Consider the following 13,689-nt stretch of genomic DNA (forward strand, 5'->3'; position numbering starts at 1 on the left):
CGCCTATGGCGATCGTTCTGTCAGCACACATTCTCATTAGAGCGCTGGCGGAGCTATTTTTTCGCGGTAGCCGAGAGAATGCTTGCCGTCTTACGCTGGTTGATCTTGCACTCAACCGAACTGGGTGGATGCCGCCACCATATTTGAAAGTCCCTCGTCACCTCTGTCAGGCACATGGAGCGAAGCTGGCTCTGAATCTCGGGATCGCGGTCCGTGAAGTATGGGACGTGAGCCGTGTCCTCAACCACCACATCAGCGTCTCGTATGTTAGCCAGCACCCGTGCATGATCTGCAGGAAACATCTGCGTATCAACTAGGAACCAGGTGTCGGCGGAACGAAGGCTAGGGTAATAGTGATGCACTCCCGTCGCGTTCGACATCATGAGAACCTTCTGCGTCTCCGCAATCTTCAAAATATGCGCCAGCTGCGGAGCGTACTCCGGTTCGGCGTAAAGATTCGCAGTGAGCGCAGACGGGTGAGTATTCTGCCACGCCCATAAAGTCTGCCGAGCCTGAGCGGCCTGAGCACCCACTCCAATCAGGGTAAAGAGAATCAGAAGAGAACTCCGCCATCGCGGAGCGGGCACGAGCCACAACCCCAGAAGCATGCCGGCTGCAGTAATCGGATCGTAAATCGTATGCTGTCCATCCCCCCTGTAAGCGAAGACAGCAAAAAAGATCTGCACAATCGCACAGATGATCACGGCTGCGTATTTGGGATCCACTCTTCCGCGGCGGATCATCGCCATCAACGCAAAAACTGCAAGAATCACCAGGCCGACTGTACTGAGCATCCACCATGTCGCCGGCGTGACAACGTAGTACCCCACGTAGTACAGCGAGCTATGGCCTCGGGGGTGCAGAAAGGTGATCAGATCATCGTAGTCAAACTTTCCCTCGCCATAGTAGACCTTCGTACCGAGGAGCGGCAGCGCAGTCGCGAGGACTGATCGGACCCCGAAGAACAGACTCAAGCCGACTACGAGCAAAACATAGGTCAGTACGCCAGGAGCGAGCTTTCGGGCCAGCAGCGAGATCGATCGCTCACTATTGACCCACCACTCCGCCACTGCGTAGATCGCCAAGAGGCCAGTCAGAAGCAACGGCAGCGACGGAACACAGAAAGTGCCAATCGCCGCTACAGCCAATGCGATGTCCGACCGTCCCTCCACAAGAAAGAGCAACGCAAACAACATCGAGAGCTGGACCAGCGAATAAGGGAGGTTCGGGTTGACTATCAAGAGAAGAGGACTGATCGCGATGACGGCCACGATAGAAAGCCATCGATTGGAGACCCACCAGACAATACGAGCCCAGAACATTGCCATCAGGATCAGCACAGCGATAGTGCAACCAATCAGCGGCCAGTAGCCACCTCCGAATAAAGAAAACAGAACATGTTGGAGAAAGACCGGAATCAGCCCGTACTGATAATAAGTATCAACTCCCAGGCGAAGGTGTTGATCCAGCAGGTAGTCGAGGTTAAGAAAGTTGCTTCTATCGGCAAAAACAAAAAGATAGTAAGAAAAGAAGATCGGCCACGACAGAAGATCAAGCGCGATGAAGCTGGCTAGTATGACCAAAAATCCCGTACTTCTGCGTGGTGCGTGGCCCAGTTCGATCATCTTTCCCTCGACAAGAGAAGATTGAACGCACTCTAGCAGGGCGCATCGTGCAAGATCAACAAGTAAATGGGGGTTTGCTGCGTTGCGATCGAGCGAGGACTGAAAAATATAGCTTATGTCTGTTCGTCTACAACTTTCGATCACTCCACCGGCTTGTCCACCTGCGATTGATACACCTCTTCCACCCGTTCGACCGTATCGATTTCGCTTACCGGTTTGTCCGTCCTGATCTTCAAAATCCGTGGAAAGCGCAACGCAAAGCCGCTCGCATGACGCCCGCTGCGCATGATGTTGTTGAACGCCACCTCCAGCACCATTAGCGGTTCGACCGTCCGAAAGAACCCCTGGTCTTCGAGCGTATGCTCCATCATCCACGTGCTCATCTCGCCGATCTCGATATCGGTCAAACCCGAGTAGGCCTTACCCACATTGAGCAACTCACCGTTGGCACCGCGCACCGCAAACGTATAGTCGCTCAAAATTCCAGCGCGTCGCCCGTGTCCGAACTCCGCTCCCGTCACCACCACATCGAGCGTCGCCAACTCGCGCTTCAACTTCACCCACGCAAGACCACGCCGTCCAGGCTGATAGACTGACCCCGCCGCCTTCAACATCACTCCCTCATTCGCCCGCGCCCGCGCATCGGCATAGGCCCGCTCGATGTCCTCGGCAGACTCCACCAGCCGCGATGGCGAAATCATCAGCCTCTCCACGCATGGGCCTTCTTCGCCTGCAAACAATACCACTTGCGAACCCCGTGCTCGCTCATCCACCATCAGCGGCGACACCACTCGCTCGACCAGGCTCTCCACCACCGCCTCCAACCGATTGCGCCGCTCCCGAAGCGGCAACTCCAACAGCAATTCGCCTCCGGCGCACATCAGGTCGAACGCCATAAACACAACCGGCACCTGCTGACGCCATTCGTTCGACACGCGCTTCCGCCCGATCCTCTGTCCCAACACCGCGAACGGCAGCGCGCGCCCATGTTCAAAGTCCCAACCCAGAATCTCGCCATCAAAGATCAACGAACTTACGGATTCATCTGACGCCGGCCGAATCCGAGCAAACGCCTCTTCCAACTCAGGAAAGCTCTCGGTTACGTCCTCCTTATTACGTGAGTAGATCGCCACCCGCCTTGGCTGTGCTGGATCTCCGCAGTGCACCTGCGCCCGCATTCCGTCGTACTTGTCCTCTAGGAATGCCTCGACCCCCTTCACCTCCAGGGCATTGGACCTCGGCTCGTCAGAATCCATGGCAGAATCTCGCGCAATCACATCTGCAGGCGCAGCATCGGCAAACTCTTCGACGTCGATGTCGAGACTTTCCGGCACGACAACCTCTTCCCCCACGTCACAGTCGGCCTCCACAGCAACCGCAACTTCAGCCTCGCGGTCAGGAGCGAGCTTCATCGCTCGACGCAGCGCCTCCTCGGCCTTCTTGCTCTTGCCCGGCTTCTTGATCTTCGCCACCGGCACCTTCACCGGCTTTTCCGTAAACCGTTCCACTGCCTCCTCCGGCGTCTCTACCGGCGATGCGAGCATAAACCCGAGTGGATGAAACAGCCGCATCCTCGCCTCATTCAACGTCCCGGCGAAAGCCCTTTCCGTTGCGCCACTTAGATCCGCCTCCAACATCACCGCGCGTCGCACAGTCTCCACCGTAGCGCCAGCCGCTGCAGCGATCGCCTCCTCCACCAGGCTCTGCTTCACCCCAATCCTCATATCCCCAAGCATCAACTTCAGCAGGTACTTAGCCTCCAGAGGAGTCGCGCGCCGCAACAGACCCTCGACCAACGCAGCTCGAATCGCCGTCGTCTTCGCCACTGCCATCCGCGCAAATGCCTCCGACACCCCAGCCAACGTCAGCTTCGGCGTCTGTTCATTGGCAGCCGCAATCAGCAGATCGAAAGCCGCAGCACCCATGTCTCCATGCCGCCTGTATGCCGCAGTCAAAGCCTCATTGCTCGCCCCGCTCACCGCCAACAAAGCCTTCGACAACAGTGCTCCACCTGCATTCAGCTTCCGCGAATCCGCCTCTGCGAATGGAGTACCAGCAACATAAAGCGCAAAAAGCCCAGCATCTTCGCTCTGCGGCGCAGATGCATGCACTGCAGCGATGGCTTCCGCAATCGCCGCACGCTTCTTCAGCTTGCCGGCCTCCTTCGCCAAACCTTCCGCCAGCTCTGCAAGCGCTGCAAACAGTGCCATAACTCCAACTCCTCACACGGCCGCCTTCACCGTGATGCTTTCCCCCGCAGATGATTCACAACTAAATCCGCCACAAGATCCGTCGCCTCTCTATGAGGAAAATGGCCTACTTCCTCCAGCAACACGCGACGATAGCCCCCCGTGAAATATCTCTCCAACCCCTCCGATTCGCTCGGAGGATCACACCGGTCGTCCACCCCCTGGATCATCAGCGCCGGCGCCGATATAAGCTCCACTGTTTCCAATCTTCGTTGTTCGTCGTCATACCGCGAGTCCCTCACCTCCCCGTCCCGCCAGCGCGCGCGATAAGCATTCAAGGTAATCGAGACCCAGTCGGGATTCGAAAAGCTCTCAGCGGCACTCGCAAACTCGGCTTCATCAAACCAACCCTCCGGACTCCACGTCTCCCACTGGATTCGCGCAAAACCGACCGGATCTTCTCGCACCTTTTCCGCCCCACCGTCCACACACATAAACCACTGGTACCAGAATTTCCTGGACTGCTCGAAGGAGGGCACTTTGAATCCACCTCCCGGCTGATATCCAAGCGCCAAAGCAGATACCGAAGAAATCCGATCCGGAAAAAGTGCCGCTAACGTGTACGCCGCCCTGGCACCCCAGTCATGGCCTACGACGGAAAACCGGCCAAGCCCCAGCCCATCGGCCAGATCGATCGCATCCTGCGCCAAAGCAACGCCAGAGCCAACCCGCGGCGTCTCTTCGGACAAAAATCTGGTCGGCCCTGAGCCCCGCAGATAGGGAATCACCGTCCGCCAACCCTCCGCCTGCAGCCTCGATACGATGGAATCCCAACCGCAAGGTGCGTCAGGCCACCCATGCAAGATCATCACCGCCGGGCCGTCTTTAGGACCGCCCTCCTCGAAAGCAATCTCCAGTAACTCAGTCCGAATCTTCCTCATCACTCTCACTGTCGGTTCCCATTTGAAATCAACCGATTCCCTGTCCAGTAAAGATGCCAAAAAGAGGCTAGCTGCACCCTCCGCACAAGGAGTAACATCTAAATAGACATGAACGCAGCCGCAAATCCGGTGTTTACCCCCCGCGTGACCGAGTCTCCCGACCGTCACGACTTTGCCTAGCTGCGCCTCCTCTGGCTTTTACCCGACCGATACCCCAAATCACCTCTCACTCAATGGAGTAGCTATGTTCGACCGCCTCGACCAACTCGAAGCCCGTTACGAAGACCTCGGCAGGCAGATGTCCGACCCCACTCTGGTCAATGATCAGAAGAAGTTCCAGGCCATCGCGAAGCAGCACCGCGACATGGAACCCACCGTCGAGAAGTTCCGTGAGTACCGCAAGATCAGGGACGGCATCGCCGAAGCCAAAGCTATGCTCACCGATCCCGATCCGGACGTGAAGGAGATGGCCCAGTCCGAGCTCGATGACTTAGAGCCGCGCCTCGAGCCGGTAGAGGAACAGCTCAAGGTTCTCCTCCTCCCGAAGGATCCTAACGACGAGAAGAACGTCATCCTCGAACTCCGCGCTGGCACCGGCGGCGACGAAGCCGCGCTCTTCGTCGCCGAAGTCTTCCGCATGTACATGCGCTTCGCCGAACAGCACAAGTGGAAGGTCGAGATTCTCTCTCAGACCGAGTCCGGCATCGGCCACGGCCTCAAGGACATCACCGCCATCATCGAAGGCGAGAACGTCTACTCGCAGCTCAAGTACGAATCCGGCGTCCACCGGGTGCAGCGCGTTCCGGCGACCGAAACCCAGGGCCGGGTCCACACGTCTGCCATCACAGTCGCTGTCCTGCCCGAGGCCGAAGAAGTCGACATCAAGATCGAAGCCAAAGACCTGCGCATCGACACCTTCTGCTCCTCAGGACCCGGCGGCCAATCCGTCAACACCACCTACTCGGCCGTGCGCATCACGCACATTCCGACCAATACCGTCGTCAGCTGTCAGGACGAAAAATCGCAGATCAAAAACCGTGAGAAGGGAATGCGCGTCCTCCGCGCCCGCCTCTACGAAGTCGAAGCAGAGCGCATCCACCAGCTCCAGGCGAAGGATCGCAAACAGCAGATCGGCTCCGGCGACCGCAGCGAGAAGATTCGCACCTACAACTTTCCGCAGAACCGCCTCACCGATCACCGCATCGGCCTCACCAACCATCAGCTCGCCATGGTGATGGAGGGTCAGATCCAGCCCACGATCGACGCACTCATCGCGCACTACACCGCGGAAAGACTCAAAGCCGAAGCAGAGGCCGCCTGATCTGCTTTATGCCGGCAACAAACGAAGAGGCAACTGACCTGTATCCTTTGCACCTCACTGTAAGAATCCAGGTCAGCCTTCCAAAGGAACGACCTATGATCAGGCAACACCGGAGCGGCTCTCGCTCTGCCCGCCCCGTAATATGCCTCGTCATCCTTGCTCTCGTTTCAATCTTCCTCGCGCCCCTCCTACGCGCGCAGCCTGATACCAAAACCCCACCCTTCAACGGCATCGCTCACGTAGCCCTTCGCGTCAAAAATCTCGCCGCCTCCGTCGACTTCTACGAGAAGCTCGGCTTCGAACAAGCCTTCGACCTCCGCAAAGAAAATATCCCCTACGAATCCTTCATCAAGATCAACGACACCCAGTTCATCGAACTCCACGCCGCGGCCCCAGCGGATACCAGTACCGGTTTCCTGAGCCTATGCTTCGAAGGCGCCGACCTTGAAGCCATCCACACCGACTACCTCAATCACGGCCTCACCCCCACCGACATCCTCAAAACCGCCGACGGCAATCTCCGCTTCATCATGGGCGGCCCCACCCAGCCCTCCGGCCCGCAGATCATCGAGTACACCCAGTACCTGCCCGGCTCGCTCCATCGCGAAGACGAGGGCAAGCACCTCGGCCCCGACCGCATCGCCGAAAAACTCGTCGCCGTCTCCCTCCCCATGGCCGACCCCACCTCCGCCCGCGACTTCTACATCAACCAGCTCAACTTCAAACCCATCGCCAACGATCCCATGTCCATGCACATGCCCGGCGAGAGCGGCCAGGAGATCGAGATTCTACCCGCCACCGCGGGCACCCACGCCCGTATCACCCTTGAATCGAGCAACCTGGGCAAGGCCGCGCGCCACCTCCACAAGGAGGGCATCTTCGCCGTCAAAAATGGCGCGACCCTCACCATCATCGATCCCGACGGCAACGTCCTCCTCCTCGAAACTCGCTAAGCGAACCATCTTCCCTCTGCTACCGTAAAGTCACGCATGCGCCTCTCTTCAGCCATCGCACGCACATCTCCCGCTGGCCTCATCGGCTGCTTCGCAATGGCGCTGTCGCAAGCTCCTGCCCCCACGTTAGATCAGCTTCTCTCGCACGTCGAAGCCAACACGGAACAGTACAAAGCCACAGTCCCAAGCTTCCTCTGCGACGAACACATCACCTCACAAGAACTCCGCGGCGGAAAACTAAAGCACGAAACCGCCATCGACGCACTCTTCCGCGTCACACGAGCCGGCCAAACCCTCGAAGAGTCTCGCGAGGTTAAATCAATCAACGGCAATCCATCCAGAAGTAAGAAATTAGAGATGCCCATCTCGTTCAGCGGAGGCTTCAGCGGCGCACTTGCCAAGTTCCTCTCCGCCGAACGCCGCGAGTGCTTCGACTATCGTCCCGATCCGTCTGCGCCTGCGTCTCCCGGTACCGAGTCCTTCACCTTCACCGCGCGCGAAGCCGCCGCAAAACAACCCGCCTGCTCCACCATCCAGCCCGGCACCACCGGAAGATTCGTCGTCGACTCCGCCTCAATGCAGGTCGTCCACATCGAGCGCGCCGTCCCGAATCCCATCGGTCGAGATCAATCGGTCCTCGGTACAGCCGCAGTCGACTTCGCCCCCGTCAGCCTCAACGGCAAATCCTTCTGGCTGCCCTCCACCGTCACCGCCTTCACCACAGAAACCCCAAAGACAAGCGCCTTCCGCTTCACCGCGAAGTACAGCAACTATCATCGATTCGCGGCGAGCTCGACCATCCTGCCCACAACCTCCGATTCCACCCAGCCGCAGTCAAGGTAGCCGCCCAGCATGACCCTCCGCCAGGCAATCACTAACGCCGCTGCAGAGCTGGCCGCCAACCCACATCTCAGCGAACACGCCCACCGCGACGCCGAACTCCTACTGCTCCACACCCTGCAGATTCCCCGCGTCACCCTCATCGCCTATCCCGACCGTGACCTCTCCGCCGATCAGCAAGCTCTCTATCAAATCGCAATCAGCCGCCGCCTCCAACTCGAGCCAATCCAGTACATCACCGGCGAGCAGGAGTTCTACGGCCTCCGCCTGCACGTCTCTCCCGCCGTCCTCATCCCGCGCCCCGAAACCGAGCACCTCGTCGAAGCCGTCCTCGCCCTGCTCCCCGCCAACCAGCCCCTAAAGCTAGCCGACATTGGCACCGGCTCCGGCGCCATCGCCATCGCACTTGCCGTCCATCTTCCCCTCGCCCAGATCACCGCCCTCGACCTCTCCACCGAAGCCCTCGCCGTCGCCACAAGCAACGCCCGCGAACACAACGTAGCCAATCGCATCGACTTCTTCGAATCCGACCTCCTCGCCGTGGTCGACAACCAGACAGAGACCTTCGACGCCTTAGTCAGCAACCCGCCGTACATCCCCGAATCCGACCGCGCTACCCTTCACCCACAGGTCCGCGAGCACGAGCCGGCCACCGCACTCTTCGCGGGCGAAACCGGCCTCGACATCTACCGCCGTCTCGTCCCCCAGGCCTTGAGCGCACTCAAACCAAATGGCCTCCTCGCCCTCGAGATCGGACACGGTCAGCGTGAACACCTAACCCAGCTGCTCGCCGGCTGGAACGATGTCTCTTTCGTCAACGATCTCCAGCAGATCCCACGCGTCGTCTTGGCGCGCAAGCCCAACTAATTCAACCCGGAACGCAAAAATCTGTCACAATGAAACACCTCAACTCTGCCGTTCGTATAACAGTTGGAGCCCGAGTTCCATGAAAAAGACCGAACTTCAAGACCACCTCTACGCGCTCGAAGAGCGTCTTCTCCACCCAGACCGTGAAGCTGACCGTACCGCCCTTATCCCGCTCTTCGCCGACGAGTACAGAGAGTTCTGCACCTCAGGCCGCGTCTTCAACCGCCAGCAGACCATCGACGTCTTACTATCCAGCGGCCCTCGCCACGCGACCATCCACCACTTTTACATCGCGCAACCCGCAGAAAACGTCGTCCTCGCTACCTATCGCGCCACCACCTCCGTCGCTGTCTCCCACCGCTCGTCCCTATGGACCTTCCGCGACAACCGCTGGCAGCTCCTCTTTCACCAGGGCACCATCGCCAGCTAATGGTTTTCGATCAAACGAAAAAGGTATAAAAGTCACGAAGTGACCGCCCTCCGCGCAGGAGGCCCGTCCGGCAGGACATAAGCCCTAGAGCCCTGCGTACCAGTCGTACCCGAGCTTGGTCCAGTAGTCATCAGGCAGGCTATCCGTATACGCGATCAGCCCAATCCGCTTGATCTGTTTGTAACCGTACTTGATCGGCATATGGAGCCGCATCGGCGCGCCGTGCCACTGCGCCAGCGGCCGTCCCCCCATCTCAGTGGCCAGCAAACTCTGCGGATGCAGACAAGCCTGCAGGCTAAACCCGCAGTAGTAATCTCCATCCGGCGTCTCCATATACACATACTTCGGCAACGACCCATCAGCCTTCTTCGCTGGTGGAAACTTCGCAATCAAATCCGCCAGCCGATACCCACCCCAGTGCACCACCTGGCTCCACCCCTCAATGCACTTGAACTCCGTCACCAGTTCGTGATGCGGCAGACTCGTCACCTCGTCCATCTTCAGCAGCAGCCCCGGCGTCCCCGGCATCAGGGTATTGCGAGACATCCCTGCCTCCTCCTGCCCACGCGGCCGCCTCTTCATCTTTTCCATCGCAGCCACAAGCTCCGGCGAGATCTTCTGCGCCTCGCCCTTCGCGCGACTACCCACCATCGTGCTCGCCGGGCCGCCCTTCATCATCGGTCCCAACCCAGCACCTGCATCCCCATTGGGGTCCGCCTTCCCGGCGGAGTCCTCGCTCTTCGGACGAACCTTCGTATCATGCTCCACAGGCCCAGCTTCTTGCTTCACCCGATACTGATACTCCCACGCCGTCACGTCGTCGACATACTGAGGAAGCCGTCCAGCGTTCTCCACTCCCACCATCTGCAGCCGATAGCTCTCCGGCACCAGATCCATCTTCAACCCGTAGTTCCCATTCGTCCGCAGCTCCATCGACTTCGCAACCGGATACGTCGGCGCCAACCCTCGCTCATCGAAGATCGCCCGCGACACCTTCGCATTAACCCGAAGCATATGCCGCAACGGCTCCTGAAGCCGCATATTCATCGGACTACGATCAAGCCATCGATAAAACCCATACCCTCCAGCCGCCGCAGCAGCCGCAACCAGAAAACTTCGCCGCGTCCTCTGCCCCGACTGCGCCCGCACCGCAGCATCCAACGCCTCTACCTCGACCGCGCGCGAATCTCTCCGCTCTCGTTCTCCATCCCGCTCCCAGTCGCGATCAAGATCATCGTCCCGGTCTTTTTTCTCTTTCTCCCACTTCCGCCGCTGCTCCTGCTCCTCCCGTTCCTCGCGCCCATCGCTCATCCCACCCTCCTTTCCTCTTCCAGCGAAGCCTTCGCCGCCGGAACAATCTCATATCCACTCACCATCGAGCGAAAGTTATTCCACCCCGCAAGAATCACCTGCCCCACATGCACTATAAAGAAAGCGCAAAAGCCCATCGTCAACCAGAAATGCTCCCACCGCGCCATCTCGTAACCGCCCAGCAAAGTCGTAATCCAGTGCACCTGCGTCGGTTTATAGATCGAAAGCCCCGTCACCAGCGACCCCAGCCCCATCAACACCACCGATGTATAAGCGATCTTCTGCGCCCCGTTGTATTTTTTTTGCGGCGGCAACCCCTTACGCAAATGCAGATCCACCAGCGTCACCTGGATCGCATCCATAAACGATCTACGCTCCGGCACAAGCACCCGCCACTCCCCGGAGATCAGAAGATACGACACATACAAGATCCCATTGATCGCAAAGACCCACATAAAAAAGAAGTGATAGCCCAGCCCCTCGGTCACACGATACGGCGCATTCATCAGCTTCCAGAACCACGGCGGAAACAGCCGTACCAGCGTCAGCGACCCCACCCCAACCCGGTACACCGCATGCGGATGCTGGTACGCATTGTCGGAGTCATTCCAATAGATCAGCAGGCCACTCCAGATCATCGTGAACAACACCGGAAAATTCACCCAATGCATCCATCGAATCGCCAGCGGATGCTTCCTCTCCAACCGAATCGTCGCCACCGCCGGCTCGATGATCTCGCTAACGACCGCGACAACCGGATTCGTGGGGACGGACGTAGTTGCTGGCTCCGAGCCCGCCGAAACAACGGCGACAACCGGCTCATCCGCCGACGCTCGAACTTCCGTCCCGTCCATTCGAGCCGGCAAAGTCTCTGGAATCGCCTCGGGCACCGGCTTCCCGGTCTCGAGGGGCTCCCCTTTATCCTTTGGTTTCTCAGGCATTCGAACTCCATCCTGCCGCACAGCATCGGCTACGCAGAAGCGTCCGCCAATTAGAGCCCATTTCGCGCCAAAGGTTACCCACTATTTCCTGCGTCTTATCCGGAGCCCTACCGCAACTGCACCCGCACCCGCGCACCCGTCTCATCCACAAACGTAACTTCCTTTGCGCTCATCACCGCGCGCGTTCCGGCCCCACGCCCATCCAACGGATAGACAGCGGCATGGTCGGCGTCAGTCCAGCAAGCCAACCCCTGCACGCAGCCAAGAATCTGCGGCACACCCGGCACCCCGCTCCACCCCTGCACCAGATATCGCCGCTCCGTCCCCGGCTCCTCCACCAGCACATCATTCGAAAAATTGATAAACAGCCTCGCCCCATCCACCGCGACACCGTTCCGCTCCATCTTTCCCAGCGGATCCCGCAGGAATATCCTCTGCCGGAAAACCCCCACGAAGATCACCAGCAGCAACGTTCCCCCAACCAGAATCTTGCCCAATCTATTTCTCCTCGTGGTACTCCTGCTCCGTGTTGATCCCCCACAGCTTAGCCTTATCTACATGTCCCGCCACGATACCATCCACCGCCGTCATCGCGGTCAACATACTGTGGTCCTGGTTGTTGTACTTATGCATTCCGTTTCTCCCCACCAGAAACAGATTCTCGAACCCATCGGTAAACTCCCGCAACTCCTCGAACCGGTCATACGTGCCGAAGTAAGCCGGATACGTCTTCGGTACCCGCACCACGTGCCCATCCGAGACATCCTCCGCATTCAGTATTCCGATCTTCGCGACCTCCGCAATCGCGAACTTCTTCAAATCCTCATCCGCCATCTTCCACAGCTCGTCCGTGTCATAGCAGAAGTATTCCAACCCAATCCACACCTTCGCCGGGTCGGCCACCAGGTACGGGCTCCAGTTATTAAATATTTGTAACCGCCCCAGTACCACATCTGGCTCCTGCACATAGATCCACGTATCTTTCAGCAGCCCGCCATCCGGTTCCTTCACCTTCAACCGGTCCACCAGCAGCCCCACCGTAATAAAGTCCCGATACTGCAGCCCAGCGCTCACCTCGCGCACATTCTCCGGCACCGGAGCATCCAACGCTTCCACCAACTCCCGCATCGGCATCGTCGAGAAGAAATACTCTCCCGCAAACGTCTGTCGCTCTCCGCTCGCATTCACCGCGTCGATCGACACCACCCGCTTCACGCCGCCTTCCATCGAGCAGTGAACCCGATCCACCTTCCACCCCATGTGAATCTCGCCGCCGCCCTCGCGAATCAGATCCGCGACATGCTCCCAAAGCTGTCCCGGCCCAAACTTCGGATACATAAAGCGTTCGATAAGACTCGTATCGGTGCCCTTCTGCGCCAGATCCCCGCCCTTCGCACTCCCACGAAACGCCTTCTTCAAAAAATGTTTCACGGCCGTCGTAAGGCTCAATCCCTTGATCCGCTGCGCGCCCCACTCCGCCGAAATCTCGTCACAAGGCGTCCCCCAAACCTTCTCCGTATAACTCTTGAAAAACGTCAGATAGAGCTGTCGCCCAAACCGGTTGATCAAGAAGTCTTCAAGACTCTTCTCCGGCGCGATCTGGTTCACCTGCGAATTCATGTAACTGACGCCAACGCGAAACGTCTTCACCAATCCAAGATTCTTTAACGTCGTCGCGGTCAGCGTAATCGGATAATCAAAAAACTTTCGCAGATAATAGATCCTGCTCTTGCGCGGACGAATCAGCATCACAAGATCGCTATCCTCCGGTTCGTGCGTCACCACCGCAGCAGCCACTGCCTCCTCTGCCTCCGGTGTCCCGTCTTCGGCATCCTCCTCCTCAACGTGATGCAGAATCGGCCCCACCCCGCGCAACACCGGCTCCTCCTTCAGGTGCGCCGGTACCACCACGACCCGCTTCTTTCCCTGATAACTAATCTCCGGAGCAGCCGCCGGAGCCCCGCTCGCACTACCCTCCACCTCTGGCGGCATCAGATCGACCCACCACTGCATCACACGGTCGCTCTTGGAAAAGAACCGATGACCGCCGATGTCCATCCGGTTGCCTTTGTATTTAATCGTGCGCGAGATCCCCCCGATCTCTTCGCTCGCCTCCAAAATAATCGGCTTCACATCCGAACGCCTCAGCAGCTCCAGCCCCGCAGTCAGCCCCGCTGGTCCCGCACCGATAATTACTGCTCTTCGCGACATGCGTCTGCTTCCTCCAGACGCGTAAGCCGCGCCGAACTAAAGCTTATCGTAACAATCTTC

Annotated in this window: 12 protein-coding genes; 5 read left to right on the top strand and 7 right to left on the bottom strand. The window is 58.7% G+C overall.

Annotated features, from left to right (window positions below; all coding sequences use genetic code 11):
• Window positions 1-53: 53 nt before the first annotated feature.
• The 3 genes from RBB76_RS09215 to RBB76_RS09225 form a co-directional block, all read right to left on the bottom strand.
• Window positions 54-1,625 carry a hypothetical protein gene (locus tag RBB76_RS09215; RefSeq protein ID WP_429627716.1) on the bottom strand — a complete coding sequence of 524 codons (1,572 nt, stop codon included), beginning with the start codon at window positions 1,623-1,625 and terminating at the stop codon, window positions 54-56.
• 140 nt (window positions 1,626-1,765) lie between these two features.
• Window positions 1,766-3,835 (bottom strand): ATP-dependent DNA ligase, encoded by a 2,070-nt coding sequence (locus RBB76_RS09220; RefSeq protein WP_429627715.1) that lies wholly within the window; start codon window positions 3,833-3,835, stop codon window positions 1,766-1,768.
• Between the two features lie 26 nt (window positions 3,836-3,861).
• Complete coding sequence (locus RBB76_RS09225) at window positions 3,862-4,755, bottom strand: alpha/beta fold hydrolase (protein ID WP_429627714.1); 894 nt, start codon at window positions 4,753-4,755, stop codon at window positions 3,862-3,864.
• Between the two features lie 244 nt (window positions 4,756-4,999).
• Here RBB76_RS09225 and prfA point away from each other — a divergent pair, with 244 nt between their 5' ends.
• From prfA to RBB76_RS09250, 5 genes are all read left to right on the top strand, one after another.
• Entirely contained in the window at window positions 5,000-6,076 is a 1,077-nt protein-coding gene (gene prfA / locus RBB76_RS09230) for a peptide chain release factor 1 (protein ID WP_429627713.1), read from the top strand.
• Window positions 6,077-6,171: 95 nt separating this feature from the next.
• Window positions 6,172-7,029 (top strand): VOC family protein, encoded by an 858-nt coding sequence (locus RBB76_RS09235; protein WP_429627712.1) that lies wholly within the window; start codon window positions 6,172-6,174, stop codon window positions 7,027-7,029.
• A gap of 36 nt (window positions 7,030-7,065) precedes the next feature.
• Complete coding sequence (locus RBB76_RS09240) at window positions 7,066-7,872, top strand: hypothetical protein (RefSeq protein ID WP_429627711.1); 807 nt, start codon at window positions 7,066-7,068, stop codon at window positions 7,870-7,872.
• 9 nt (window positions 7,873-7,881) lie between these two features.
• Window positions 7,882-8,736, top strand: a complete 855-nt coding sequence (gene prmC / locus RBB76_RS09245) for a peptide chain release factor N(5)-glutamine methyltransferase (RefSeq protein WP_429627710.1) — start codon at window positions 7,882-7,884, stop codon at window positions 8,734-8,736.
• 79 nt (window positions 8,737-8,815) lie between these two features.
• Window positions 8,816-9,166: a DUF4440 domain-containing protein gene (locus tag RBB76_RS09250; protein WP_183981409.1), complete on the top strand. Its 351-nt coding sequence runs from the start codon at window positions 8,816-8,818 to the stop codon at window positions 9,164-9,166.
• Between the two features lie 84 nt (window positions 9,167-9,250).
• Here RBB76_RS09250 and RBB76_RS09255 read toward each other — a convergent pair whose 3' ends face one another.
• From RBB76_RS09255 to RBB76_RS09270, 4 genes are all read right to left on the bottom strand, one after another.
• Window positions 9,251-10,477, bottom strand: coding sequence for a molybdopterin-dependent oxidoreductase (locus RBB76_RS09255; RefSeq protein ID WP_429627709.1), 1,227 nt, complete (start codon window positions 10,475-10,477; stop codon window positions 9,251-9,253).
• Window positions 10,474-11,418: a cytochrome b/b6 domain-containing protein gene (locus tag RBB76_RS09260; RefSeq protein WP_429627708.1), complete on the bottom strand. Its 945-nt coding sequence runs from the start codon at window positions 11,416-11,418 to the stop codon at window positions 10,474-10,476. The genes RBB76_RS09255 and RBB76_RS09260 overlap by 4 nt, the downstream gene beginning before the upstream one ends.
• A 107-nt stretch (window positions 11,419-11,525) precedes the next feature.
• Complete coding sequence (locus RBB76_RS09265; RefSeq protein WP_429627707.1) at window positions 11,526-11,915, bottom strand: hypothetical protein; 390 nt, start codon at window positions 11,913-11,915, stop codon at window positions 11,526-11,528.
• Between the two features lies 1 nt (window position 11,916).
• Window positions 11,917-13,629, bottom strand: a complete 1,713-nt coding sequence (locus RBB76_RS09270) for an NAD(P)/FAD-dependent oxidoreductase (RefSeq protein WP_429627706.1) — start codon at window positions 13,627-13,629, stop codon at window positions 11,917-11,919.
• Window positions 13,630-13,689: the final 60 nt, after the last annotated feature.

It is taken from the genome of Tunturiibacter psychrotolerans (assembly GCF_051013365.1).
GTDB lineage: Bacteria > Acidobacteriota > Terriglobia > Terriglobales > Acidobacteriaceae > Edaphobacter > Edaphobacter psychrotolerans_A.

Excerpts from the sequence above, each read along its gene's own strand:
- prmC (WP_429627710.1), top strand. The coding sequence starts at position 7,882 with ATGACCCTCCGCCAGGCAATCACTAACGCCGCTGCAGAGCTGGCCGCC.
- RBB76_RS09235 (WP_429627712.1), top strand. The coding sequence starts at position 6,172 with ATGATCAGGCAACACCGGAGCGGCTCTCGCTCTGCCCGCCCCGTAATA.
- RBB76_RS09225 (WP_429627714.1), bottom strand. The coding sequence starts at position 4,755 with ATGAGGAAGATTCGGACTGAGTTACTGGAGATTGCTTTCGAGGAGGGC.
- prfA (WP_429627713.1), top strand. The coding sequence starts at position 5,000 with ATGTTCGACCGCCTCGACCAACTCGAAGCCCGTTACGAAGACCTCGGC.
- RBB76_RS09255 (WP_429627709.1), bottom strand. The coding sequence starts at position 10,477 with ATGAGCGATGGGCGCGAGGAACGGGAGGAGCAGGAGCAGCGGCGGAAG.
- RBB76_RS09215 (WP_429627716.1), bottom strand. The coding sequence starts at position 1,625 with ATGATCGAACTGGGCCACGCACCACGCAGAAGTACGGGATTTTTGGTC.
- RBB76_RS09250 (WP_183981409.1), top strand. The coding sequence starts at position 8,816 with ATGAAAAAGACCGAACTTCAAGACCACCTCTACGCGCTCGAAGAGCGT.
- RBB76_RS09240 (WP_429627711.1), top strand. The coding sequence starts at position 7,066 with ATGCGCCTCTCTTCAGCCATCGCACGCACATCTCCCGCTGGCCTCATC.
- RBB76_RS09270 (WP_429627706.1), bottom strand. The coding sequence starts at position 13,629 with ATGTCGCGAAGAGCAGTAATTATCGGTGCGGGACCAGCGGGGCTGACT.
- RBB76_RS09220 (WP_429627715.1), bottom strand. The coding sequence starts at position 3,835 with ATGGCACTGTTTGCAGCGCTTGCAGAGCTGGCGGAAGGTTTGGCGAAG.
- RBB76_RS09260 (WP_429627708.1), bottom strand. The coding sequence starts at position 11,418 with ATGCCTGAGAAACCAAAGGATAAAGGGGAGCCCCTCGAGACCGGGAAG.